General features: G+C 45.6%; 25 protein-coding genes. 9 read left to right on the top strand and 16 right to left on the bottom strand.

The window, feature by feature from the left end:
* The first annotated feature begins 141 nt into the window (after positions 1 to 141).
* From AC1DCV_RS18290 to AC1DCV_RS18280, 3 genes are all read left to right on the top strand, one after another.
* Positions 142 to 399, top strand: coding sequence for a hypothetical protein (locus AC1DCV_RS18290; protein WP_477024505.1), 258 nt, complete (start codon positions 142 to 144; stop codon positions 397 to 399).
* 69 nt (positions 400 to 468) lie between these two features.
* The gene (locus tag AC1DCV_RS18285) at positions 469 to 1083 is read left to right on the top strand and encodes a trimeric intracellular cation channel family protein (RefSeq protein WP_477024504.1); all 615 of its coding nucleotides are present in this window, start codon (positions 469 to 471) and stop codon (positions 1081 to 1083) included.
* A 53-nt stretch (positions 1084 to 1136) separates the two neighbouring features.
* Entirely contained in the window at positions 1137 to 1784 is a 648-nt protein-coding gene (locus tag AC1DCV_RS18280) for a MarC family protein (RefSeq protein ID WP_441578454.1), read from the top strand.
* Positions 1785 to 2154: 370 nt separating this feature from the next.
* Here the strand turns inward: AC1DCV_RS18280 and AC1DCV_RS18275 are convergent, their stop codons facing one another.
* From AC1DCV_RS18275 to AC1DCV_RS18235, 9 genes are all read right to left on the bottom strand, one after another.
* Positions 2155 to 2349, bottom strand: a complete 195-nt coding sequence (locus AC1DCV_RS18275; protein ID WP_477024503.1) for a hypothetical protein — start codon at positions 2347 to 2349, stop codon at positions 2155 to 2157.
* Between the two features lie 42 nt (positions 2350 to 2391).
* Positions 2392 to 3477 (bottom strand): efflux RND transporter periplasmic adaptor subunit, encoded by a 1086-nt coding sequence (locus tag AC1DCV_RS18270; protein ID WP_477024502.1) that lies wholly within the window; start codon positions 3475 to 3477, stop codon positions 2392 to 2394.
* Positions 3478 to 3488: 11 nt separating this feature from the next.
* Complete coding sequence (locus AC1DCV_RS18265) at positions 3489 to 6695, bottom strand: efflux RND transporter permease subunit (RefSeq protein WP_477024501.1); 3207 nt, start codon at positions 6693 to 6695, stop codon at positions 3489 to 3491.
* An 11-nt stretch (positions 6696 to 6706) separates the two neighbouring features.
* Positions 6707 to 8104, bottom strand: a complete 1398-nt coding sequence (locus AC1DCV_RS18260; RefSeq protein ID WP_477024500.1) for a TolC family protein — start codon at positions 8102 to 8104, stop codon at positions 6707 to 6709.
* A gap of 48 nt (positions 8105 to 8152) precedes the next feature.
* Positions 8153 to 8509 (bottom strand): hypothetical protein, encoded by a 357-nt coding sequence (locus tag AC1DCV_RS18255; RefSeq protein WP_477024499.1) that lies wholly within the window; start codon positions 8507 to 8509, stop codon positions 8153 to 8155.
* Between the two features lie 88 nt (positions 8510 to 8597).
* The gene (locus AC1DCV_RS18250) at positions 8598 to 9416 is read right to left on the bottom strand and encodes a DUF6630 family protein (protein WP_477024498.1); all 819 of its coding nucleotides are present in this window, start codon (positions 9414 to 9416) and stop codon (positions 8598 to 8600) included.
* Positions 9417 to 9659: 243 nt separating this feature from the next.
* Positions 9660 to 10694, bottom strand: a complete 1035-nt coding sequence (locus tag AC1DCV_RS18245; protein WP_477024497.1) for an outer membrane beta-barrel protein — start codon at positions 10692 to 10694, stop codon at positions 9660 to 9662.
* Between the two features lie 81 nt (positions 10695 to 10775).
* A complete protein-coding gene (locus tag AC1DCV_RS18240; protein WP_477024496.1) occupies positions 10776 to 11960 on the bottom strand; it encodes a BamA/TamA family outer membrane protein in 1185 nt (394 codons plus the stop codon).
* An 82-nt stretch (positions 11961 to 12042) separates the two neighbouring features.
* Entirely contained in the window at positions 12043 to 12321 is a 279-nt protein-coding gene (locus tag AC1DCV_RS18235) for an Rdx family protein (protein ID WP_477024495.1), read from the bottom strand.
* A gap of 281 nt (positions 12322 to 12602) precedes the next feature.
* On the opposite strand from AC1DCV_RS18235, the gene AC1DCV_RS18230 reads away from it, so the two are divergent.
* Positions 12603 to 14573: a tetratricopeptide repeat-containing sensor histidine kinase gene (locus AC1DCV_RS18230; RefSeq protein WP_477024494.1), complete on the top strand. Its 1971-nt coding sequence runs from the start codon at positions 12603 to 12605 to the stop codon at positions 14571 to 14573.
* Here the strand turns inward: AC1DCV_RS18230 and AC1DCV_RS18225 are convergent, their stop codons facing one another.
* The gene (locus tag AC1DCV_RS18225; RefSeq protein ID WP_133809790.1) at positions 14574 to 15038 is read right to left on the bottom strand and encodes an Lrp/AsnC family transcriptional regulator; all 465 of its coding nucleotides are present in this window, start codon (positions 15036 to 15038) and stop codon (positions 14574 to 14576) included.
* A 166-nt stretch (positions 15039 to 15204) separates the two neighbouring features.
* Between AC1DCV_RS18225 and AC1DCV_RS18220 the strand changes: the two genes are divergently transcribed.
* Positions 15205 to 16335: a histidine decarboxylase gene (locus AC1DCV_RS18220; protein ID WP_477024493.1), complete on the top strand. Its 1131-nt coding sequence runs from the start codon at positions 15205 to 15207 to the stop codon at positions 16333 to 16335.
* Here the strand turns inward: AC1DCV_RS18220 and AC1DCV_RS18215 are convergent.
* The 3 genes from AC1DCV_RS18215 to AC1DCV_RS18205 all read right to left on the bottom strand — a co-directional run bounded on the left by AC1DCV_RS18215 (position 16332) and on the right by AC1DCV_RS18205 (position 18075).
* Positions 16332 to 17213, bottom strand: coding sequence for a mechanosensitive ion channel family protein (locus AC1DCV_RS18215; RefSeq protein ID WP_477024492.1), 882 nt, complete (start codon positions 17211 to 17213; stop codon positions 16332 to 16334). The genes AC1DCV_RS18220 and AC1DCV_RS18215 overlap by 4 nt on opposite strands.
* 65 nt (positions 17214 to 17278) lie before the next feature.
* A complete protein-coding gene (locus tag AC1DCV_RS18210; protein WP_477024491.1) occupies positions 17279 to 17533 on the bottom strand; it encodes a hypothetical protein in 255 nt (84 codons plus the stop codon).
* A 107-nt stretch (positions 17534 to 17640) separates the two neighbouring features.
* Positions 17641 to 18075 (bottom strand): DUF6496 domain-containing protein, encoded by a 435-nt coding sequence (locus AC1DCV_RS18205; RefSeq protein WP_477024490.1) that lies wholly within the window; start codon positions 18073 to 18075, stop codon positions 17641 to 17643.
* 293 nt (positions 18076 to 18368) lie between these two features.
* On the opposite strand from AC1DCV_RS18205, the gene AC1DCV_RS18200 reads away from it, so the two are divergent.
* The 4 genes from AC1DCV_RS18200 to AC1DCV_RS18185 all read left to right on the top strand — a co-directional run bounded on the left by AC1DCV_RS18200 (position 18369) and on the right by AC1DCV_RS18185 (position 20008).
* Positions 18369 to 18689 carry a KGG domain-containing protein gene (locus tag AC1DCV_RS18200; RefSeq protein ID WP_477024489.1) on the top strand — a complete coding sequence of 107 codons (321 nt, stop codon included), beginning with the start codon at positions 18369 to 18371 and terminating at the stop codon, positions 18687 to 18689.
* 114 nt (positions 18690 to 18803) lie between these two features.
* Entirely contained in the window at positions 18804 to 19187 is a 384-nt protein-coding gene (locus AC1DCV_RS18195; RefSeq protein WP_477024488.1) for a ribosomal maturation YjgA family protein, read from the top strand.
* A 34-nt stretch (positions 19188 to 19221) separates the two neighbouring features.
* Positions 19222 to 19584, top strand: coding sequence for a DUF1304 domain-containing protein (locus tag AC1DCV_RS18190; RefSeq protein ID WP_477024487.1), 363 nt, complete (start codon positions 19222 to 19224; stop codon positions 19582 to 19584).
* A gap of 10 nt (positions 19585 to 19594) precedes the next feature.
* Positions 19595 to 20008, top strand: a complete 414-nt coding sequence (locus AC1DCV_RS18185; RefSeq protein WP_441578436.1) for a hypothetical protein — start codon at positions 19595 to 19597, stop codon at positions 20006 to 20008.
* A 1-nt stretch (position 20009) separates the two neighbouring features.
* Here the strand turns inward: AC1DCV_RS18185 and soxC are convergent, their stop codons facing one another.
* The 3 genes from soxC to AC1DCV_RS18170 are packed head-to-tail and all read right to left on the bottom strand — an operon-like array spanning position 20010 to position 23530.
* On the bottom strand, positions 20010 to 21287 hold the full coding sequence (soxC, locus tag AC1DCV_RS18180) for a sulfite dehydrogenase (RefSeq protein ID WP_477024486.1): 1278 nt from the start codon (positions 21285 to 21287) through the stop codon (positions 20010 to 20012).
* A gap of 6 nt (positions 21288 to 21293) precedes the next feature.
* The gene (locus tag AC1DCV_RS18175; RefSeq protein ID WP_477024485.1) at positions 21294 to 21860 is read right to left on the bottom strand and encodes a c-type cytochrome; all 567 of its coding nucleotides are present in this window, start codon (positions 21858 to 21860) and stop codon (positions 21294 to 21296) included.
* Positions 21861 to 21868: 8 nt separating this feature from the next.
* A complete protein-coding gene (locus tag AC1DCV_RS18170) occupies positions 21869 to 23530 on the bottom strand; it encodes a hypothetical protein (RefSeq protein WP_477024484.1) in 1662 nt (553 codons plus the stop codon).
* Positions 23531 to 23539 lie beyond the last annotated feature (9 nt).

The following is a 23539-nucleotide window of genomic DNA, read 5'->3' as shown; positions in this document are numbered from 1 at the left end:
GGATAAAAATCACCCTTTAGTTGGAAATTATCAATTTCTTTTTTTCTATTTTTATGTCAGAATTAATAATTAAATAATGAAAACCAACCGGTTAGTGAGAGATAACCGGTGTATTTAAATCCTACAGAAAAACCATAAGTTATGATACAGATTACCTTATCTTATAAAAACCGCGAGTACCTGCAATTCGAGGACAGCTCTCTGGCACAGATTGCAGAAACCACCCGAAAACTCCTTTGTGCATTACTGGAAGATATCTATGATCTTGTTACCAAAGAAACCGGACGTTTTCTCATTTACCTGGATCATCATCCTAAAATAGAAGTGGAAGGATTCAGCCGCGACCTGAGCGACCAGATCGAACGTACCTTACGTGGTGAATCAGCTTATGATTATTAAATTGTAGCAGATTTTCATCCGGGTAATTTAAAGTATCCTTATCTTAGATTTTAAATCAAGACAAGGAGAATGCAGCTCACCTTTATTCAGGTATTAGAATTACTAGGCACCTTTGCATTTGCTGTTTCGGGCGCAACAGCAGCTATCAATAAATCGTACGATGTCATTGGCTTACTGGCGCTGGCTTTCATTACAGCGATTGGTGGCGGAACTGTACGCGATCTGCTGATCGGTGCCACCCCTGTTGCCTGGATGACAGATGAATTAAGCAATACAGCAATTATAGCAGCAGCCATTATTGCTGCATTGTTTTTTTCGTACGTAAAAAAACTTAACCGGCTACTCAGCACTTTCGATGCTATTGGTTTGGGCATGTTCACAATTACCGGCATCAACAAAGGGGTGGCGTTTGGCTTACCTATGCCGGTATGTGTGGCGCTGGGGGTTATCACCGGCACATTCGGCGGCCTGCTGCGTGATGTGATCTGTGGTGAACAACCTATTCTTTTTACCCGGGAAATATATGCAGCAGCTTCCTTAGCTGGCGGCATCCTCTACCTGGTAGCCGGACACTATACCGGGCTATCCGGCGATATTTCACAGAGTATAGCCATTGCCGTTATAGTCTCCATCCGGTTGGTGACTTTCAGAAATAACTGGCAGCTACCGCGCCTGCGGGCATAAGGAGCGCATTGTCTTTTATTTTGCCGGTAAATAAAATTTATTATATTGCTGATATGATGGCATTATTTGATAATTACATTGCGTTTGCTACAACGGTATTCATGGGGTTACTGGCAATAGTAAATCCTATTTCTGCCATCCCGGTGTTTATGGAGCTCACCTCCAACATGGATAAGAAAGCCAAACGTAATATTGCTACCAAATCTGTATTTATTGCCTTTTGTATTATTCTTGTTTTCAGCGTTGCTGGTAAACTGATCTTCCACGTATTTGGTATCACATTGGCGGCTTTACGTGTTACCGGCGGTATACTGGTATTTGTGATCGGGTATGAAATGGTGCGGGGAGAAAAAGAAAATAAATCTGAAAATCCCAAACTGGGATCTCAACCGGTAAAGGCTGATCAGGGCATCAGCGTAGCCATCACCCCATTGGCCATGCCGCTACTGGCAGGACCTGGCGCTATTACCACCTCTATGAGCTATTCTGCTGCTAAAGATCTCACACACCTCGCCATTGTAATAGGCATTTATGCATTTATATGTTATATCACCTATCTTCTCTTCATTGCAGGCGAACGCATTGTAAAGGTGATCGGTACCAATGTCATGATGGTGATTACCAAAATGATGGGGTTAATCCTGGCGGTTATTGGCGTTCAGATGCTCGCACTGGGCCTTCGCGAGCTTTTTAATTTTTAGCCTGTTTTTCAAAACAATTTTAAATCATTCCGTGTTATTATTCTGGAGGCATTTCAGGAGCGTATTTACATAGAATAAACAAGTATAGCAATTAGCCATCATCCGCATAGCGTTAGCCCGCTATGATAGTCGACAGCAACAACAGACAAAATCCAAAAACCATTTCAGCCTGTCAGGAATTGCGCGCGTATTACGTGCAGCATTGCCATGCCCGCTTAAATTTTTTTTAGTTGAACAACAGGTAAATCCGTTATTGATTACTAGGTGGATGTTATTTGTTCTCTTTTTTTAATAAGAACATAAAAAAATCAATATAGACGGAACAGTTAGCAGAAAAGCCGTCCCGATTCTTCGGGACGGCCGTTTTTTTTTAACTTTTCTTTTTKCGCTTAGCGTCTGCGATATCTTTCTTATCATATTCATCTTCATCATACCCTTCCAGCACATTATTGCCATCATCATTCCTTTCCTTCTTTGCACCGCCCTTTGCAGGAGCGATCTCTTCATTCTTACGCTTCGTCATCTTCTGATCGCGCTTTTCGGAGGTGGTTTTCTTTATCGTCATAAGTTATGATTTACAGGAAGGGTATCAAAAAAACTGCCGGAACTAAGGAATCCGCACACCGTCTTTTATTTCATCGGTCGCATTTACGATTACCTGATCATCCGTCTGCAGTTGGCCAAATACTTCAGTAGAGTCGTTATAATGGTTACCTTCCTCTATATCAACCCATTTTGTATGGTGATCTTTCACGGCGATCACATACTTCTTCTCTGTAGACATCACAATAGCACTGGAGGGTACCAGCATGGCCTGTGCGGAGCCATTCAACGGCAGCAACACCTCCGTATACATCCCTGCTTTGAGTAAATGATGCGCGTTCTGTACATCTATTTCTACAGCCTCAGAACGAAACTTATCATTCAGGGTCCCGGCCTGTCTCGCAATCGTTCCCTCGAAATGTTGTCCCGGAATGGCATTTACATCAAAAGTAACTACTGACTGTTGTGACAGCTGTGCGCTATATACTTCTGGTATCTGCAATATCAATCTCAGCTTGTCTTCCTGTTCCAGCATCAGCATAGGCTTATCATCTACCTTTGTGTCCGGTCCCACCAATGCACCGGGATGAATATTACGCTCGGTAATAACCCCATCAAAAGGTGCGGTCACCGTCAGGTAGCTGCGGTTCACTTCCTGGGCCCGGAAATTAGCCTGTTCACTGTTCATGAGCGCACTATCCGCCAGCATACGGGATTTGGATAGTTCCAGATCATGCGCAGAAATAGTACCCGGCTCCGCACTCACCGCCAGCGTACGTTCGTAATTGTCTTTGCTGGAGGCAAACATAGCCGCTGCCTGGATATACTTTGACTGTGCCGCGTAATATTGCTGCGCCACTTCCGGCGCTTCCAGTACCAGCAGCACCTGTCCTTTCTTTACTTTAGTACCTCTGTCTACCAAAATACTTTTTACAAACCCATTGATCCTGGGATAAATACTTACTTTCTGAAAAGCCGCCAGGGCTCCCGGCAAACGGATATTGCCTGCCAGCGGGCGCTGTACCACCGGCGCCAATATATAATGATGATCTGTAGTTGCCGCTTTCTTTTCCGGCGTGGCAGCAGAATTGCAGGCTGCCAGTCCTGTGATCACGCTCAATGCCGATAAATAATATTTATAATGCTTCATAATTTTATTTTTTATTTTAAATCATCGGATTCTGATGGCATCAATGAAGGAGACGCGTAGCCTGCTTTACGCTGCATCAGCGCATACACCTGTGGTAATATGAGTAAGGCCGCCAATGTAGAGGCGATCAACCCTCCTATTACGGCACGCCCCAGCGGGGCCGTCTGATCTCCGGCTTCTCCCAAACCGCTGGCCATAGGGATCATTCCCGCCACCATCGCCAGACTCGTCATCAGGATAGGACGCAAACGGATACCCGCACTTACGATGGCGGCTTTGCGTGCATCCCTGTACTCTCCTCTTAATTTTTCAGCATTCGTCACAATCAGGATGGCATTGGCCACGGATACACCGGTAGACATGATCATGCCCATGTAAGACTGCAGATTGAGCGTGGCGCCCGTCAGCAATAATGCGATCAATGCGCCCGCAATTACGGCAGGTATTGTAGTAAGCACCACCAACGATAATTTAAACGACTGATAGTTAGCTGCCAGCAATAAAAAAATCACCACCACGGCTATCATCAGCCCGTTCTGTAAACTGCCTAATGTTTCTACCAACAGGCTGGAAGCACCTTTTAGCTCTGTAATCAATCCTTTGGGTGGTGTACCTGTTTCCCTGATCGCTTTTTGCACTGCCGCGGTAGCAGTACCCAGATCTTTACCGGAAATATTCGCACTAACGGTCACGAACCTACGAGGACCGGCACGATCAAATTCTCCCGGCATTTCCGTGGTGGAAAAAGTAGCTACATCTGCCAAAACCGGTCGGGGCTGGCCCTTTACCAAGGGTATTTCTTTCAGGTCGTTGATCGCTGTCATGTTGTATTCAGGCACCTGCACCTGTACCTGGTAAGTGTAGGCCACCTTTTCATCCAGCCATTGATTTTTTTCTGTAAAGCGGCTGGAAGAAGTAGATGCTGTAACAGAACGTGCCACCTGGTAAATATTCAATCCCATTTGCGCCAGTTTTAGCCGGTCTATCTGAATGCTGATTACCGGGAAATGCAACGGCTGCGCAATCTGTACATCACGCAGAAAAGGCACTTCTTTCAGATGATTTACCAGCTGTTCAGCATAGGTGGCGATCTGCTTCATATCCTTGCCTGCCACCCGCACTTCAATAGGCGTAGCAGCGCCCTGGCTCATAATCTTTTCCGTGAGATCTATGGGCTCAAAGGACAACCGCATCTCCGGAATTTTTGCCTTTATGTTCTCTCTGAGCTGATCTTTCAGCTTTTCAATATCTACTTTATAGTCTTCTTCCAGGTTTACCTGCAACACCGCTTCATGTGTACCGCTGTTAAAAATATACAGGTTACTGGTACCATAGCTACTCGGAATCAGGCCTACATAAGCAGAGCTGATAGCCACGTGTCCGTTGACCGTACTGTCAACGATACTTAATACCTGGTGCAGCCCTTCTTCCGTGCGCTCTAAACGGGTACCATCCGGCATGCGCAGGCGCAGCTGAAACTGGCCGGCATTCACATGCGGCATCAGGTCCTTCCCTATCCATACATAGCAACCTCCTGCCAGCAGCAGGGAACCAACGATATAAACGGTAACGGCTAAACGGGATCTGTTCATCCCTTTTTCGAGGATACCCATAAAGCCCAGTTTGAACCGTTCAAAGCCGGTGGCTTTCTCCGGATGTTGCTGTTCCTCGCGCAGGTGATCATTGACTTCTTTCACTTCTTCTGTATCCAGCGCCAGGCCTGCGTGTGCATGCTGATATTTATCGGCTTTCAGCCACCAGTTGGCAATTACCGGCACCAGCGTTTGTGCCGCAAAGAAGGAGGCAATCATGGCGAAACCTATAGATAATGACAATGGCAGGAACATCGCCCGGGGAACACCGGTCATAATAAAAGACGGCGCAAATACCGCCAGGATGCACAACAGGATCAGCACCAGCGGGAACGCAATTTCCTCACAGGCATCATAAATAGCCTGTCGCTTGGATTTACCCATTTCCAGGTGCTGGTGAATATTTTCGATCGTGACCGTGGCCTGATCCACGAGGATGCCGATGGCCAATGCCAGTCCGCTCAGCGTCATAATATTGATGGTTTGCCCGGACAGCTTCAGTCCCATCACCGCACACAACACCGCTACCGGAATGGTCACTACCACTACGAGGCAACTGCGCAGATCACGCAGGAATAACAATACCATTAAGCCGGTGAGCAGCGCACCCAGTGCGCCTTCCGTTATAAGACTTTTCACCGCATTGATCACAAATACCGACTGATCAAATTCATACGACACCTTTACATCATCCGGCAACAGGCTTTGCATTTCCGGTATTTTTGATTTCAATGTTTTCACTACCTCCCAGGTAGAAGCATCGGCAGTTTTCACCACCGGAATATATACAGACCGTTTGCCGTTTACCAGCGCATAGTCTACCGTAACATCCGTGGCATCCGCTACCCTGGCTACATCGCGGATAAACACATTGTCATTGCCATTGGTAACAATGGGAATATCACCAAAGTCCGCCACCTGTTTTTCCAGTGAATTGATCGTGGTCACAAACATGGTGTTGTTGATGCGGATATTGCCCGAAGGTGTCATCACATTATTTTTAGCAATAGCTTCCACCACTTCATCTGCACTTAAATTAAAGCTGCGCAGTTTCTGTGGATCTACATTCACCACTACAGAGCGGGAGTTGGCGCCGAAAGGTGGTGGCGCCGACAAACCCGGTACCGAAGCAAACATAGGCCTGATACGGGTAGCGGCCAGATCATAAATTTCCTTTAACGATTTTGTAGGACTGCTGAATACCAGCTCTCCTACCGGCAATGAAGAGGCATCGAAGCGCATTACCTGTGGTGGCAATGCACCGGGAGGGAAAAACTTCATGGCCCGGTTCACCTGTAATGCTACCTGTGCCGAGGCTTCCGCCATATCCGTATTTTCATAAAAGCTGAGCTTTAGTAACGTTAACCCCTGTATGTTTTTAGTAGTGATATTCTTTACGCCATTCACATACAGGAACTGGTCCTGCAACCTGGTGGCAAAAAAACCTTCCATCTGTTGAGGCGACATTCCCCCGTATGGCTCTATCACATAGATAGTAGGCAGATTGAGTTTGGGAAATATGTCGATGGGAATACTCAATATAGACAGCAATGAAAAGAGCAACAACCCGCCGGTGATCACCACCACGGCAATGGGCTTTTTCAGTGCCGAAGAAACGAATGACATAGTAAATACGTTTAGTTCAGATCAGGTAAAAATTGTGAAATACTGTTGCCTGCATAGGCAGCGCGAAACAGTGCTTTCCACGCAGCATCGCGGGTTTGCACCAGGTCTGTTTCTGCACGGTTCAATACAAATAAGGCAGTGGTTACGTCAATAATATTGGTAAGTCCTCCTTTGTACAATGCCATTTTTTGCCTGGCTGCCGCCTGTGCTGCGGCCAGTTGCAAAGGCAGTTCCTGCAGCTTATCTCTCGATGCCTGAATATCTGACTGTGCCTGTAGCAATAAGCCATTCAGTGTGATCCGCGTGGTTTCCAGCTGTTGCTGCGCCACCTCTGACCGGTATTGCTGTACGGCTACTTTTTCGTGTGTACGTTTCAGGTCTGTAAGATTGTACGTGATACCCAATCCCAGCAGATAGTTGTACCTGCTGTATCCCAGGCCACTCCACAAATTTTTATCGTATACATCATTAAATGATCCGCTGGAACCCCGCATCCATCCGGCTGCCATCAGGTTTACCCTGGGCAGGCGTGATTTGCGGATCACCTGTTCTGCAGCACGTTGCTGCCGGTAAACTGCATTGTAATATTCCAGCATCGGGTGACTGCTGATACTGTCCGGAGCGGCCACGCCCAGTAAGGATAGCAGCCGGGCGTTGTTCACCGTATCGGGTTGTATCAGTGCAGTGTCGAGTCCTGTGAAAGTGGAGAGCTGAATACGTACCTGGTTATATTTATTTTTTATATCCAGCAGGTTTAATCTTGCTTTGGATAATTCTGCCGCAGCAACGGCACTGTCTACCCCGGGTTTAAGACCGTGTAAAACGGTAGCTGTTACGGCTCTCAGTACTTCCGCATTGCGCTGGATATTATCGTTGGCAATTTTCTGCAACGCCTGCAGCCGCAGAAATTCCAGGTAGTTTTCTATAACGGCCACTGTTAGCTGGTTAGCCGTATTGTTTAAATCGGTTTGCTGCACTTTGAGTGATTGTGCAGCTTCCTTTTGCTCACTGTTGTATGCGCCAAAGTTGTATACCTCCCATGTCATGGCTGCCATGGCGATGTTGCCGCTCATGATGGCGTTATTGTTTTCTGCACGGATACCACCGGAGGTAGAAGGAATCATTCCCATGGTAAAATACGATCCGTATATGCTGTTATCTGTGCCCGCGTCTAGTTGCTCATGCAGTTTTATCGCCGGGTACCAATTGTGTTTAGTGTCTGTAAGACTTGCCTGGCCAGCCTTTACCTGGGCCTGCTTCGCCTTTAATGCCGGGTAATGCGAAAGTGTGAGCGCAATGGCCCGGTGCAGCGAAAAGCTATCCGCTGCAGATTGTGCGAACAAAGAAGTGAAGGGAAAAATACATAGCAACCACCAACACCACTTCTTCGCGATCATATGTAAGTTCATAAGTCGCTGAAAAAAGAATGAAATAAAAGAAAATGATAAAACGGGTTATCAGGCGGTAGGCGGGCCTCTCCAGCTTCTCAGCGGTATGGGAACGCTGAGGTAAGGGTTAAAATAAAATCCGCGCTGGATTTTATCTACATAAATAAATCGTGTGGTAACAGCTGATAAGAGTGGCGGACAAACTTTTTCATGTCCGTAGCTATCGTTGATACCAACAGGCCGGCGTTTAAACCGGTTAATGGTAGTTCTGAAACCGGGTGCCTTCATGGCCACTTTAAAAGCAGCGGCCCGGGCTTCATGAATACTATTAGCGACAGATTTTTGTACAGGTACACTGTGTCCCTGCACAACCGGCAGGATCATTACAGTGATCAGTACAAAAAATAATTGTCTTAATAATTTCATGTGGTATATCCTTACGAATTCACTAAGATATTGATTACCGGCTGGGATAGCAAGAATGACCCCGGTATTTTAACCAAATTTTAATGTGCTAGAAAAAACAAACGAGGCAAAGTTCTTCCATTTTCAGAAGTGCGTTGGCCAGTCGGAAATCCTGCATATCAAGGCAGGTGAAGGATTGGTATTCATCGAGGCCGGGACCTACTGCTACTATTTTCAGGTCGTAGGCATCTATTTGTCCATTTACAAAATCCAGTACTTCTTTTGCAAAATCTTCTCCGGCAATGATCTCTTCGTAAGTGGCCGGATCAGGGGCTTCCAGGACAATACCTGCCTGCAGCAGGGGGCCGAGTTCGTTGAGTGTGGGAATACCGGTTGTTGAAAATTCCTGCCATTCAAACTCCACTACGTTGCCGGTGGCAGATAATGCGGCGTGCAGTTCTTCCCAGATGGCTAGTACATTGGGGGATACAATTTCCGGTAAACGGCTGATTAGCTCTTCTGCATCATCTTCTTTAAAAATATCGAGGTACAGCTGTTCCAGTAGTTCACGGACATTGGTCATGCCGTTTAATTTTTCCAGTAACTTCAGTTCCTGTATCAGTGTGGTCCAGCGAAGCATCAGTTCTTCCTCATCTTCCTCATTCATCTCATCTGTGATCAGTACTGCCTTATCCTGAAGCTTGTAATTATCGAGGCGACTTTTCCGGATATGCAATCCGGGAGCGTCGAAAGAAAGTTCATAGGAGGCGTAATTCAGGAAGGCGGTGCCGATGAGGACCTTATCCTTAAATATTTCATGTACTACGCTTTCTTTGGTGTCTATGTGCGAGTAACCACTATCTTTCCCATAGGTTTGTGTTAACCAGGTAAATTCTTCACGTGAAATATCAGGCATTTGAACTGGCATAAAATTTAATCCGATGAGCAACAAAAGTAGTTAAATTAGGAACTGGAAGTACCGGCGAAATGCTTCTATGAAAAAATATTATGGGCCAAACGGGGAATCAGGAAAATACTGGCGACGATTGCAATACCATTGCAGCCTGCTGCGGGTAACAGTAATGATCTTCAATTAAGCAACGGAATAACAGCTGCGGATTTTTCTCACTTCCATCATCAGGAGCAGGAAAAAATCCGCAGCTGCACATTTTTATAGCCGGAATTTCAATCCTACATTCAGGCCAAGTCCACCTATATTAATATATGACTTCAGGTCATTGGAAGGCTTATTATTATCTTTATAAATAACCTTGGTTCCCTGTTGATTGATGGGTGTATTAGAGTTCTGATCTAATGTAGTTTCGTACACGGTGTTCTTTTCTGCGGTACTGAGATCATTGAGCGTCCGGGGTGGTCTGGCGTCGCCCAGCACAGCACCGGTGGAACCGTTGATAAATTGAGTGGTTTCATTATACTTTGTAATTTCCTTTTCCTTGCTCCTCACCGGTACATTCCTGTATTCTGCTTCCACAAAAACATCAAACCTGGAGGCTACCATGAAAGATACGCCCAGTGCGCCCTGGAAGCCTACCGTTACATTAGGTTTTATTTCTTCTTTACGATTGATCGTAGTCAATATCTGTGTACCTGCAGGTACGGGTGCACCAGGAGGAACTGCCGATACCTGGGTGGCATCTGTTTCAATATACAGGCGGCCCCATAGCGGCACTACCACACCAAAACGTACATATGGATTTACTTTTTCCAGACCAGGGCTCACAACCAGGCTGGGGGCAAAATCCACGGCATTGACATAACCATGTGATTCCACGCTGCCCAGTGATTTGCTGGTACCAACCAAGGTGGTTTGCTGCCGGGTCATCAGATTTTTCTTGCTGTGAAAATAATTAAAGGTTCCTTCTACCGACAGGTATTTGTTGATGTTGTAACCAACAGATAAACCGCCTCTGAAACCTTCTCCGTAGGACCCCGTCAGTACTTTACGGCTGATGGTGTCCAAAGGATTTGCTTTGGTTGGGTTAAACTCTGTGTGCAGATCCTGTGGTGGATAAGGGCCTACATTAGGAAACTGACCTGGGGATACACTGAAAAAATACCCACCGGCAATCTTAAGATACCATTTTGAATGCGAAGAAGTCTGGGTGTTGGAAATGTCCTGGGCCTGGGTAGTAACTGTTACAGCCATCAACAACGCGGCTGCACCAAACAGGAGTGTTTTTTTCATATGCAATGGTTTTGGTGTGTTGTATTAATCTATTGAAAGTTAACAAATTATTAGCAAATAACCATCACCAAAACCATTTAGCTAGAACGCTTCTGCCAGCGAAAGATATAACCCTTTTTGCCTTGATTCCCCATTACGCTTTTCACCAACGGCATAGTCTATACGAATAGTGAGTTTCGCGTTTTCATCATAGAAGTACCGGATCCCCGCACCATAGCTTGGCTTAAATCCATCAAAATGAAAATCACGGTTGGAGAACACGGTACCTGTACCGGCAAAGGCCGCCAATGCAAATTTGGGTTTAATATCTACAAACCAGATATGAATACGCATCTTGGGATCTACGAGATAACGATACTCTGCCTGACCCGCCAGGTAGTTCTGGTTACGATATCTACCGGTATAATATCCCCGCATAATATTGTCATTACCCATTTCCGGTAATAAGTAAAATGGCAGGTCATTTCCCTGCAGGCTATTAAAAATACCATTAAAGCCCAGGGTGCTTTTTCGGGAGAAGGCAATAAAATGAGTTCCCTGCGCTTCCACTTTAAAGAGCGGTTGTTTACTCAGGAAAGAAGGTGCGTAAGCCACATTGAGCTTCAGCCACCAACCATGACGGGTATAGTTTTCATTGTCACGGTTATCATAAATACCGGTCAGGCCGAGAAAGGTAACATAACCACCGTCCTTATCTGTGAGGGGCATGGTCGTATAAATACCTTTGTTGTCACTGCTGCTGTAAGTATCGTGCTGATACAATATAGACGCCCCCGCATAAAAATGACCGGTGATGCGCCGCTCCCCTTCCAGCTGTACTTTGTAGCGGATATTACTTACCAGTGAACGGGTGTTATAATGAGTAGTATCGCCAATACCAAAAAAGTAAAGCGGATAATTATGATAACGGAGATTCCCTTTAAAATGCCAGAGATTCCCTCTTGTCCAGATATTTGTTTTGAGATCTATTTTAAACTGCTTTTCCGTGGTGACCGCGGGAATCAGGTTCAGGGTGGAGTTACGCGTACTTAAATCAGGGTTCCTGTTATCCGTATAAAAGGAATATAACATGGCCGCTCCTATCTCCAGTCCTTTTTCCTGCGAATAACCCAGCACCGGTAACGGAAAGAAACTGCGTTTACGGAAGGCTAAGCTATCGTGTATACCTTCCCGTGAGGGACCTGTATGAGCAGCGCTATCCTGTTGAGCCTTTACACCTGTTGCTAATAAAACTAATAAAGCCGTGATATGGAGGTTTTTACACATAGGCTGCAAATGTAAAGAAATTAGCGAAGGGGATCGTCTTCGGCCATTGTCTTTTTCCGGATTAAGACGTCCCCTCCCACCATTACGGCTTATCGGAATGCCCGAGACTTTTTTCCGGGTTCACCTGGTCCCGCACCAGCTGCTTCAGGAATTTGATTTCGGGAAAATGCCCGGCTTCTTTGCGGTCAAATAATACGGTGTCATTGAGCCGTATAATAAAGGTCCCCCCTGTTTCACTGGGACAAAGGGTTACGCCACCCAGATCTTCTGTGAAAGTGGTTAATAATTCCTGGGCCATATAGGCTGATCTTAATAACCAACCACATTTAGGGCAGTATTCTATCGTAATAACCGGTTTCATTGGCATTATTATTTTAAGCGTCAGACACGACAAATTAAAAAAAATAAAAATTTCCGGAAAGATACGACCCTGTTTGGTTTATAGGGATATAACACTAAATACACCGACCGTTAAAGCACTTTTTATCCCAACTTACTTTGAATCGTGGCACATTATCTTTAATTTTAACCTATATTAAAGTGGACCGTCCCCGAATCGCTCCACCCTTGTCACAGCCAACATTATACACTATGCTGCCGGCCAGTCCTTTGAATAAATGTATTTTAATCCCACTTTACTTCATGTTGCTGTCCCCTGCGGTAGCAGCGCAACACGATATGAGTGATTCTTTACTGACATCCCTTCAATCCCATATAAAAAGAGATACTGCAAGAGTCAAGCTGCTGAACCAGATTGCCAGGATCTACTTCACCAAAGATGCTACATTGGCCGCCCGCTACGGAGAAGAAGCCCTGTTAATCAGCGACAGTCTTAAATACACCAATGGAAAAATATGGGCCCTGCGTAACCTCGCCCTCGTGGAAAATACAAAAGGTCACCTGGATCAACAAATGCAACTGACCCTCAATGCACTTAAACTGGCAGAAACCATCGGCGAGCCTTACATGCTCGGCGTACTCAATAATGATGTAGGCAATATTTTCACAGAGCTGAATAGCCCCCGTGATGCCCTCGCGTATCTGAAAATATCGCTGGCAATCAAATTAAAAAGAAACGAAAAAACAGAGATCGGGAAAACCCTCAACAATATCGGGTCTGCCTATATCGCACTGAAAATGCATGATTCCGCCATGTACTTTCTGCAGAAAGCGGAAAAGATTAAACTGGAACTCAACGACCAGCGCGGACTTGCCTATACCTATGAAAACATGGGTATCATTTCCATGGTGCAGCAAAACTATAATGACGCCTTGCGCTATCACCTGCTGTCTGCCGCCTATTATAAAGAAGCAGATAATCTACCGGGAGTGGTGAAAGCCAGTCTGAACCTCGCCGAAGTACAAACAATGCTGGGCGACCTTAAGGGCGCAGACAAAAACCTGGACAATGCCAAAGCCCTGAATGATAAACTGGGGAACGTTAAAAATGAAATGATCTACTATAAAATCCGCTATGAACTGGATTCTGCCAGGAAAGATTATGTAGCGGCCTTTAATCATTTCAGGGAATACAGCAACCGGAACATCGACTATTTCAATGCAGAAAAGGGCCGGCAGATTTCCCGCTCCGAGGAAAGATATGAATCGGAAAAAAAACAGCGCGAAAACATTGTGCTGAAGAAAGAACAACATACACACCTGGCCACTATACAGCAACAACGTGTGCTGGTATTGTCCGCAGCCGCCCTGTTCCTCGCCCTGCTGCTCATTACAGTGATGGTATACCGCCTGTATAAAAGGCAACAGGAACTATACCTGGAACTCAATAACAAGAACCGGGAAGTCTCTATGCAGAACCGCATTATCCTGGAACAGAACGCCACGCTGGAAAACCTGAACCAGGTAAAGGATAAAATATTTTCCGTGATCTCCCACGATCTTCGCTCACCACTGGCGATCCTGGAAGGACTGCTCTTCCTGCTGAAAGATGAAAAAATTGATGCCAACCAGTTCCGGATGTATACCGACGAACTATGGCGCGATGTAAAAAACACGGCCTACATGATGGATAATATGCTGCAATGGGCGAGCAATCAAATGAAAGGTATTGGCGTAAAAGCCGATGACTTTGATGTAACGCTGCTGCTAAGCCGTGAATTTGATTTGCTGCAAACCCTTGCCAGGCAAAAGGAAGTGAAGCTATCGCACGAGCTGAATAAAAGTATGATGGTATATGCTGATCCGGATATGATCCGGCTTGTACTACGTAACCTGATTAACAATGCCATCAAGTTTACCCCCGCTGGCGGTGAGGTCATGATCACCGCGCAGTGCAACAAAGAAACAGCTGAAATCACTGTGAAAGACAATGGTACCGGTATTCCACTGGAGAATCAGCACCGTATCTTCTCCAATATCTACTACTCTACTACCGGCACCCAAAATGAAAAAGGCTGCGGGTTGGGTCTGCACCTGTCCAAAGATTTTGTGGAACGGAACCACGGACAAATCTGGTTTAACAGTATGCCAGGCAGTGGCAGCAGCTTTTCCTTTACCCTCCCGCTATCAGAGGATCATGAAATAAATCCCCGTGCCTATACCGTAGTCGTACAGGACCATCCCCTGAATGGTGTAAGCGTACTAAGACGCTGATCAGCCCAGTCCAAAGGCCGTAGTGTGCTTGATTTCCGTCATCACGAAGGAACTGTGTACCTGTCCGATGTTTTCGATAGCTGCCAGCTTATTGGTTAAAAAGTGCTGATAGCTGCGCATATCATCCACCACTACTTTCAGCAGGTAATCGTAGGTTCCTGCCACATGATAGCATTCCATCACCTCTTCCATTTTTGCGATGGCCGTTTCAAATTTTTTAATCAGTGGCTGCGAATGCAGTTGCAGTGATACATTACAGAAGGCCATCAGGGTTTTACCTACTTTGTCGCCATGCAACAGCGTTACGTAGCTTTTAATCACCCCACTCTTTTCTATCTTCTTCAGCCGCTCGTAAGTAGGGGTAACGGACAGCCCTATACGGTGCGCGATCTCCTTGGTATTTAACCGGGCATCGTTTTGTAACACCTGTAATATCCTGCGGTCTGTTTTATCCAGTGTATCCATGGCAGTTATATTTATCTTTAAAAAGATATCCGGTCTTTTTAAAGCAGTTTAATTCAACTATTAACTACACAATAATAGTATATATTTTCTATTCTAACCACACTTCCAGTTTAATTCAATTAGCATATCATACATTCGCAGGATCATACACCTGTAATAAACGATTATGAAAGAGTACCGGTTAGCGCCGGCTGATAAAGCGGCGCTGGATGAACTGTTAGCGCAGGTACAATCCCGTACCAAAGATTTCCTGGGGTATCCTGTATCTAAAGATTTTGATTATAGTCCTTTACTGCCTTTTCTGCAATACCCGCTTAACAACCTGGGTGATCCCTTTGTACCTGCTACCTATGCAGTAGGTTCCAGGGAGATGGAAAAGCAGGTGGTATCATTTTTTGCGGACCTGTTCCGCGCTCCCGAAGATGACTGGTGGGGATATGTGACCAATGGCGGTTCTGAGGGCAATTTATATGGTTTATATCTTGCGCGGGAGCTTTATCCCAAAGGGATGGTATATTATTCCGAGGCAACACACTACAGTGTGCAAAAGAACCTGCACCTGCTGAATATGCCTGGTATTATTATCCGCACTTTGCCTAACGGGGAAATTGATTACGATGACCTGGAAAATACGATGCGTATGAACAGGCATCTGCCGGTAATTATGCTGGCCAATATAGGTACTACTATGACCGAAGCCAGGGATGATGTAAGGCGCATTAAAGGCATCCTTAAAAACCTGGCTATCCGGCATCATTATATTCATGTTGATGGCGCTTTATCCGGCAGTTACAGTGCCTTCCTGGAACCCCGGCCTGCATTTGATTTTGCAGATGGGGCAGATAGTATTGCCATCAGCGGGCATAAATTTATTGGCGCCCCCATTCCCTGCGGAGTGGTGATTGCCAGAAAATCCAATCGCGACAGAATAGCCCGGTCTGTGGCGTATATCGGTAGTATGGATACTACCATCACCGGTTCAAGAAACGGCCATAGTCCATTGTTCTTATGGTACGCAATCAAGAGCCTGGGATCTGCCGGATTAAAGGAAAGGGCCAGGCATAGCTTAGCTGTAGCTGCCTACGCGGTGGAACGTTTGAACGAAAACGGTATCCCTGCATGGCGTAACCCCAATGCTATTACGGTGGTGTTTCCGGATCCTCCCGGAAGCATTCGCCGTAAGTGGCAACTGGCTTCAGAAAATGGCTGCTCGCACATTATCTGTATGCCCAATGTAAGTAAGGAACAGGTAGATGAATTCATTGACACGCTCATAGCAGCCATGGTAGTTGCTTAACCAACTCCTTCTGCAATGGCCATGATTTCTGTGTTGAGGGCGCGCCTGATCTGGCGCTCCGTTTCCTTGTTGGCAAGGGGCATCAGCAACTGCACTTTAAATTGTACAAAGTCTTTCTTGATTTCTATTGTTTTCAGCGAAAAACTTCCAGGGGTAAAGCTGCGGGAATACTCTTCCACAGAGTTTCTCAGCCGCTCTTCCAGTCCGCGGATAGTAAAAGGATGTTTATGATCCAGTTCAAACTCCAATGTCAGCTTTTTGATATTTTGTTTGGACTGGTTTAATACAATAGATGTAAAGACCACCGAATTGGGAATAATCACGATATCATCATCCTCGTTCTGTAATACCACATTGATGAGCGTAATATCCATCACCTTTCCTTTGTAATCTCCTATCCGCACATGATCTCCGAGTGACAACTGATCTGAAAACATGATGATCAGTCCATTGATCATATTGGTGATATAATCTTTTGTAAGCAGGGCAATCGCCGCCGCCACGATGGTGATGCTGGTAATGAACTGCAGTGGATTTACACCAAAGAAAAAGGTAATGGCCAGCAGCAGGAACAGGGTATTTAATACGGAAGATATCCTGTTGATGCCCAGGATAAAGTTGTCTTTTTCAATAGGCTTGCTGCGATTGCGACGGGTATACCATGATAAGATGAGCAGCCAGGCGAGGGAAATAACCAGGTTGGCGCCCAGGAAAAAAGAGAGCGCGTTGGTTAACTTAAACAACCAGACAAATTTGTTATAAACAGCAGGATGTTCAATGTTGAAATATACAATGCCAAGGTATACCAGCAGTTTCACCAGGAATATGATCCGCTCCCTGCGATTGGTATTTTTATAGGTTTTATCGGTTACCATCATAGCTATTCACGCTCGCTTTGATTGCGAAGGTACAACCGTGATTTGATTTGTGAAGCAACCGGGGGTTATTTCATTTTATCCAGGATATCTTCCCAGATGATACGGGCGATCTGCTCTGATTCCACGGTACGGAGGCTTCCTTCCAGGGTGTCTTTGTGATCGGTGGTAAAACGTTGGGTATGGGGTTCAAATTCTTCCAGTACATGTTCGCTTACATCAGGAATGACTTGAAATGCAGTTGCCAAAGCTCCCCCATCGATCGTGATGATCAATCCATAAGGTTTACCTTTTATGATCACCGTAATACTATGCTTTTCCATATAAAAAATGCCGCAAGTGATATACCATAAATAAAGACCGGTGCTGTGTAGTGACCGGTCTTTATGTATATATTGGAAGAGTGAAAACGATCCAAAAAACACGCTATTCAAGCCATAGCAGCTGACTTTTTACGGGCAGCTGACTTTCTCTTTGGTGCTGCTTTTTTAGCAGTGGCCTTTTTGGCAGTCGCCTTTTTGGTCGTTGTTTTCCTTCCCGTAGCTTTTGGGACAGTGGTTCTTTTAGCCGTTGTTTTTTTGGCGGTTGCCTTCTTAGCAGTAGCTCTTTTTGTTGTTGTTTTCTTCGCCGTTGTTTTTTTCGCTGCCACCTTTTTAGCAGGTGCTTTTTTGGTGGTTGTTTTTTTAGCTGCCGCTTTCTTAGGCACTTTGGCGCCTTCTTCTCTCGCTTCAGACAAGCCTATTGCAATGGCTTGTTTAGGATTCGTAACTTTCTTATTGCTTCTTCCACTTTTTAATTTGCCCTCGTGCATTTCATGCATAGTCTTTTTGACTTTACGCTGCGATTCTTCTGAATACTTTGCCATGACAAAAAATTTAGATGGGTTGAGAAAAAGAAATAACGATGATATGAAAACAAAATATAAGCCACGGAAAATGAGGGATTTCGTGCGAATAAAATGGGGAAGGGTACTCGAAAGTGTGTTAAAAATTCTATGGATTGTGGAATGTATTGCCCTATTTCCTTTTCAGCTATCGGCGAATACGGCCTCTGGTGGTGAAAACAGGTGGTGGCACATATCTTGATCCCCGGTAAAGGGAATATTTTAACTACTATCACTATTGTTAAACTACTATCACTATAAAAAACTTCAGGATTATGGAAGACATCAGATTTCAACATGCCACGCCAGTAACCCATGTACAGGAGAAAAATCCGGAACAAAAAAATAAGCATAGTAAACGCGGATTTGCTTCTATGGACCCTGAACAGCAACGTGCCATATCAAGAGAAGGTGGAAAAGCAGCGCACCAACAAGGTGTAGCCCATAAATTCACTTCCGAGGAAGCACGTGCAGCAGGCAAAAAAGGCGGTGAAGCCGTGAGCAAGAATCGTGAACACATGGCCGCAATTGGCCGTAAAGGTGGTACTAACCGCGGAAAAAAGAAAAATAACGTTGAAACCGATAACCAGCAATAACCCGATGGGGTTATTGCTTTTTTTATCCCGAATGGCTGGTTCTTCTGCCATTCTTCTTTCCAGTGGCCATACATATAGGAATATCTTTCTTATATTTATCGCTTTTTATATTCTATGGTAGCAAAAAGGCGCTGGATCTATCTCCTCCTCATTTTATTGAATATCCCTTTAGGACTTGCCACCAGGTGGGCTCCCCAATATTTTCCTGAAATCATACGCATATACGGAGGCGATGTATTTTCCGCCACCTGTATCTTCTTTGGTATACGATTCCTTTACCCCGTTACCCCGCTGTGGAAAATCAGCATCAGCAATTTTATAATATGTATGCTTATTGAGGTACAGCAGCTGTACCAGGCCGAATGGGCGGTAAAATTCCGTAATACCCCTGCCGGCATTCTCCTCGGACATGGCTTCCTCTGGAGTGACTGCGTATGTTATGCAGTAGGTACCCTACTCGCTTTCGCTTTTGCATGGCTACTTGAAAAGATAATTTGATTATATTTAGCTGGTATCATTTAACAATTCCATTATGCAGATAATCATTAAGATCGGGATCGCATTGGTAATGCTGGAACACCTGTACATTTTGTGGTTCGAAATGTTTGCGTGGACAACAAGAGGCCCTAAAATATTCAGACAGTTTCCGAAGGATCTTTTTCCGCCTACCAAATCACTAGCCGCTAACCAGGGGTTGTACAATGGCTTCCTGGCTGCCGGATTGGCCTGGACTTTTTTCATTTCAGACCCGCTGTGGGCAGGAAGAGTAGCCATATTCTTTTTAAGCTGCGTAATAGTAGCCGGTTTGTATGGAGCGCTGACAGCAGACAAAAAGATTTTTTTTGTACAGGCATTACCTGCACTGATCACACTATTACTGATATTATTTTCTTAAGACCCTTTACATGATACAGGAGTCAGACATCAGGATAGGAAACTACGTATCCTACTTTGATTATAACATGGAAGAAACAGCCTTTGTGGTAGAAGGCATTTTGCAGGGATATGTCTATAATTCCGGGCTGCCGCTCAGTAAACTACGCTGTGAAAAAGTCAACCCGGTAATACTGGATATTTACCTGTTATCCAGGTTTGGCTTCATTAAAGGAGATCCTGACTACGGAGAAGATGAGAACGTATACTCCCTGAAATATAACCGGCTCCATAGTGTACATGTGCGGAGTGAAAATGACGTATTTCAGCCACTTACCGATGCGGCAGAAGGCCTGGTAGCTTACGGCCGGCCCATAGTACATGTTCACCAGCTGCAAAATCTTTTTCAGGCCATCACCCGTGACGACCTGACATTATTTGAATAACTTATTTCCACTTTTCCGGTTTGAATACTACAGTCCCATCGCCCTTTAAAACCCAGGCGGTGACGGGGTTTACATGGTAACCTCCCATATCAGCGCCCCTGGCTTGTATGAGCTGTTTCATAGTAGGCTGACGATAACCGGTATCATCTACAGCCAGGCTCATAATTTCTGTGGGCTTTCCATCCCAGTACCAGAGATAACGAAAATAGGTATGCGCTTTATCCAGCACAGGCTCCTGTAATGTGGCTTTTACCCAGTGCTTCCCGGCATCTGTGCTGACTTCTACCCTATCAATTTTCCCCCGGCCACTCCAGGCAATGCCTCTTATTTCTATCCAGCCCTTTTCTACCTGCTGTGGAAAAGAGGGATAGGTAATGATAGACCTGGCATCCATGTCAAAGCTAAACTGCCGGATCTTATGATCACGGATAGTTTCCGTGTATTTGGATGTCTCTTCCCGGGTCATGAAAGGCTGGTCAGATAACTCGATGCGCCGGATCCATTTTACATTGGTGTTTCCCTCCCATCCCGGCAAAAACAGGCGGGCAGGATAGCCTTGCTCCGGACGGATGGCCTCTCCATTCTGACCATAAGCAATCATCGCATCTTTCCATCCTTTCTGTACAGGAATACTGCGGGTCATCACAGCCGCATCAGAGCCTTCTGCCAGAAACCAGGTAGCTTTGGGGCTCACACCTACCTCGCGGAATAAGGTAGACAGCATCACACCTGTCCACTCACTCTGACTGGTCAACCCACATATTTCCTGCGCTGTCATGGTTTCTTTACCTGATCTGAAGTTGCCCGAGCATTCTATAAAGGCAATACGGGAAACGGCCGGAAAACGTTTTAAATCCCGCAGGGTAAATATCATCGGGCGTTCCACCATACCATGAATGAGTAATTCATATTTATCCGGATGAATCAATGGTACGCCGGCATGGCTTCTTTCAAAATGAAGATCTGATGGCGTAATGATACCGTACAAGTCCTGCAACGGTGTCCGGGATGAAATATCGGATGGCTTTTTTACGGGTTGCTCAAAAGGAGAACGGGTACCAAGTTTTCCGGGTAACGTGCCGGTAATTTTAGTAGGATCCGCATAAGCACTATCCGCAGAATCTGGAATTCCTGTCTTACTGGTAGTTGCCTGGGGCCCTGGTGCACGCTGTATACCGGAGGCACCCATTAAAGCCGCAGCAGCGGAAACTGCGGCGGCTCTCAATATCGTTCGTCTGGGTATCTTTTTGCCGTTGTTGTCTTTATCTTCCAATGTCATAGCTATTCATTTTACTTCATTACCTCCGCGGCGGTCATCATCCACGTAATATTTTTTCGCAGGCATCACTATTTGCGGCAGATTCCGGGCATTTAACTGCAGCGTGCTATCAATGACCTCATTGCGGTATAAGAGGAAAGCCGTGAGGCTGTATACCTCTTCATTGGTGAGAGAGCCCGGCGCATTGAAAGGCATGGCACGGCGGATATAATCGAATACCGTTGTGGCATAAGGCCAGTAATTCCCAATGGTTTTCACGCGGGTAGTATCGCCAATGGGCGCCACGAGGCGATTGGGTGTTGGTTCTGCGCCGGTTTCCCCATGACAGGCCGCACATTTTGCGATATAAATACGTTGACCTATCACCGCATCACCGCTGCCCGCAGGCAATCCTTTGCCATCCGGTGCAATGGAAATATTCAGGGAGTCTAACTGCGCGGCAGTGGCAGTATGACCAAATCCGAAATGCGATGGCCAGCCGGTATCCGGTGGCCGGGTGTTGGTATGGCAAGCGAGCATACCCAACACCACTACGGCTGCCACCCGGTAACAACAGGAGCGTTTAATGATCATATCTCTCCCTAATATTTTCCTGCATTTAATGTGCTGGGCGTTAACGCATATTTTTTATCTACGCGATCCAGCACTACATAAATATTGTTTTTGTTTTCATCTACACCCGTCAGTATAACATGCGCCCCATTATCTGTTGCATACTTTACAATGAAACGTTTACGGTTTTCAGTGGCAGGAGTAGCTGCATAATCTTTTGCCCTGCGGGCAGATAATGCCAGCGGATCTATTTTCAGCGCTTCATCACCAATATTTCTCAACGCCTCTGCGGGTATCCAGCTATCTTTTACTTTAGCCTGCTGTTTACGGACGGCCTTTTCTGCGGCTTCATCAACAGGTGCGCCACCATCTCCACCAACGCCGGCCGTACGGTTACGCCTGTCGGGAATGGGTTTGTATTTGTCTTCCAGGTAAAGTACTTTATTGACTTCATCTGCATAGTAGTGGAAAGCACGCTGCCCACCCGCCAATCCGGTTATTTCAAAAGTCCGGTTCACATCCCGCTGCGGATCGCCACCACCATTGGAAAGATCCAGCGGATGCGGCGTATTTACCCGGTACGTGAAAGTAGACCAGTTCTCAAAAGTAGCTTCCTGCCAACGGGTGGAATCCAGTGGTGAATAAGGAATCACCTGGTCATTTAACCGGAATTCCGTTACCTGGTAGTTGCCCCGCAATTGCTTTACACCTGCTACTGCCGGCTGTTTATAAGGATCATACAGGAAATTGATGAGCTGCAGGTAAAATAATACACCCAGGAAAAGGAAGATGGTAGCAGACTTCAGACTAACACGCGTATAGCGTAACCACTTCTGTGAAAAAGAAGGATAATAATTTACGGGGACGGTAAAACGTTCCTGTACCAGCAAACGATAAATTTTAGGTACATCGTTGACCAGCAACAAAGCTGCCAGCATTACAAAATAACTGCTGTATACATGTACCCCGCCATCATAGGCAAAGTTGACATATACAATATCTCCCAAAGCACCTAACAACAAAACAGCACCAAGGGTAGTTGTTTTCCGGAAAAATAATAAAGTACCTGCCGTTATTTCCACTACGCCGGCAAACACCTGGTACCAGGGCACTATCCCTACCGACAACCAGTATATTTTTTGTGCGGTAAGGTCACCGAAGTTGGTATTTAAAATACCGAGAGAAGGATAAGGCATCTGTACCGGTAATAGCTTGGTAAATCCAAAACCAATGATACCAGTACCAGCTCTATACCTAACGACTACACGCAGCCAGTACCAGGCGGTGTAATATTCTTTCCGGGGCAACTTACGTGCCTTTACAAGGCCGGTCCATATCAGCCCGCCGGCTGTAGCTATCAGTGCAGTGGTAATCCAGTTGGCATATCCTAACAACTGGCTACCGAAAATAGTGCTGCCCAAAAAGTTAATACCAGAGCCAAACCGCGCAATATCATACAGATCGCGGTAATTCAGGTGAAACCAATCGAGTTGCACCAGTTGTTTGTACCACTCTATGCTGTTAGGAATAGAGACAGCAATAAAAAATATAAATGCAATGCGGAATAAAATCAGTTGATATTCCTTCCAGGCTGGTAGTTGCACCAAAGGMGCTTCAATGGCAGGCGGCACCTGGGAATCGCTTTCCCTGATCACGGTTTCATCTGCTAATGTTGGAGTGATATGAGACATGATAATCAG

The organism is Chitinophaga sp. 10T418 (genome assembly GCF_056394125.1).
This window is presented reverse-complemented; position numbering and strand designations above follow the sequence as displayed.

Excerpts from the sequence above, each read along its gene's own strand:
- AC1DCV_RS18290 (WP_477024505.1), top strand. The coding sequence starts at position 142 with ATGATACAGATTACCTTATCTTATAAAAACCGCGAGTACCTGCAATTC.
- AC1DCV_RS18285 (WP_477024504.1), top strand. The coding sequence starts at position 469 with ATGCAGCTCACCTTTATTCAGGTATTAGAATTACTAGGCACCTTTGCA.
- AC1DCV_RS18280 (WP_441578454.1), top strand. The coding sequence starts at position 1,137 with ATGATGGCATTATTTGATAATTACATTGCGTTTGCTACAACGGTATTC.
- AC1DCV_RS18270 (WP_477024502.1), bottom strand. The coding sequence starts at position 3,477 with ATGAAGCATTATAAATATTATTTATCGGCATTGAGCGTGATCACAGGA.
- AC1DCV_RS18265 (WP_477024501.1), bottom strand. The coding sequence starts at position 6,695 with ATGTCATTCGTTTCTTCGGCACTGAAAAAGCCCATTGCCGTGGTGGTG.
- AC1DCV_RS18260 (WP_477024500.1), bottom strand. The coding sequence starts at position 8,104 with ATGAACTTACATATGATCGCGAAGAAGTGGTGTTGGTGGTTGCTATGT.
- AC1DCV_RS18255 (WP_477024499.1), bottom strand. The coding sequence starts at position 8,509 with ATGAAATTATTAAGACAATTATTTTTTGTACTGATCACTGTAATGATC.
- AC1DCV_RS18250 (WP_477024498.1), bottom strand. The coding sequence starts at position 9,416 with ATGCCAGTTCAAATGCCTGATATTTCACGTGAAGAATTTACCTGGTTA.
- AC1DCV_RS18245 (WP_477024497.1), bottom strand. The coding sequence starts at position 10,694 with ATGAAAAAAACACTCCTGTTTGGTGCAGCCGCGTTGTTGATGGCTGTA.
- AC1DCV_RS18240 (WP_477024496.1), bottom strand. The coding sequence starts at position 11,960 with ATGTGTAAAAACCTCCATATCACGGCTTTATTAGTTTTATTAGCAACA.
- AC1DCV_RS18235 (WP_477024495.1), bottom strand. The coding sequence starts at position 12,321 with ATGAAACCGGTTATTACGATAGAATACTGCCCTAAATGTGGTTGGTTA.
- AC1DCV_RS18230 (WP_477024494.1), top strand. The coding sequence starts at position 12,603 with ATGTTGCTGTCCCCTGCGGTAGCAGCGCAACACGATATGAGTGATTCT.
- AC1DCV_RS18225 (WP_133809790.1), bottom strand. The coding sequence starts at position 15,038 with ATGGATACACTGGATAAAACAGACCGCAGGATATTACAGGTGTTACAA.
- AC1DCV_RS18220 (WP_477024493.1), top strand. The coding sequence starts at position 15,205 with ATGAAAGAGTACCGGTTAGCGCCGGCTGATAAAGCGGCGCTGGATGAA.
- AC1DCV_RS18215 (WP_477024492.1), bottom strand. The coding sequence starts at position 17,213 with ATGATGGTAACCGATAAAACCTATAAAAATACCAATCGCAGGGAGCGG.
- AC1DCV_RS18210 (WP_477024491.1), bottom strand. The coding sequence starts at position 17,533 with ATGGAAAAGCATAGTATTACGGTGATCATAAAAGGTAAACCTTATGGA.
- AC1DCV_RS18205 (WP_477024490.1), bottom strand. The coding sequence starts at position 18,075 with ATGGCAAAGTATTCAGAAGAATCGCAGCGTAAAGTCAAAAAGACTATG.
- AC1DCV_RS18200 (WP_477024489.1), top strand. The coding sequence starts at position 18,369 with ATGGAAGACATCAGATTTCAACATGCCACGCCAGTAACCCATGTACAG.
- AC1DCV_RS18195 (WP_477024488.1), top strand. The coding sequence starts at position 18,804 with ATGGTAGCAAAAAGGCGCTGGATCTATCTCCTCCTCATTTTATTGAAT.
- AC1DCV_RS18190 (WP_477024487.1), top strand. The coding sequence starts at position 19,222 with ATGCAGATAATCATTAAGATCGGGATCGCATTGGTAATGCTGGAACAC.
- AC1DCV_RS18185 (WP_441578436.1), top strand. The coding sequence starts at position 19,595 with ATGATACAGGAGTCAGACATCAGGATAGGAAACTACGTATCCTACTTT.
- soxC (WP_477024486.1), bottom strand. The coding sequence starts at position 21,287 with ATGACATTGGAAGATAAAGACAACAACGGCAAAAAGATACCCAGACGA.
- AC1DCV_RS18175 (WP_477024485.1), bottom strand. The coding sequence starts at position 21,860 with ATGATCATTAAACGCTCCTGTTGTTACCGGGTGGCAGCCGTAGTGGTG.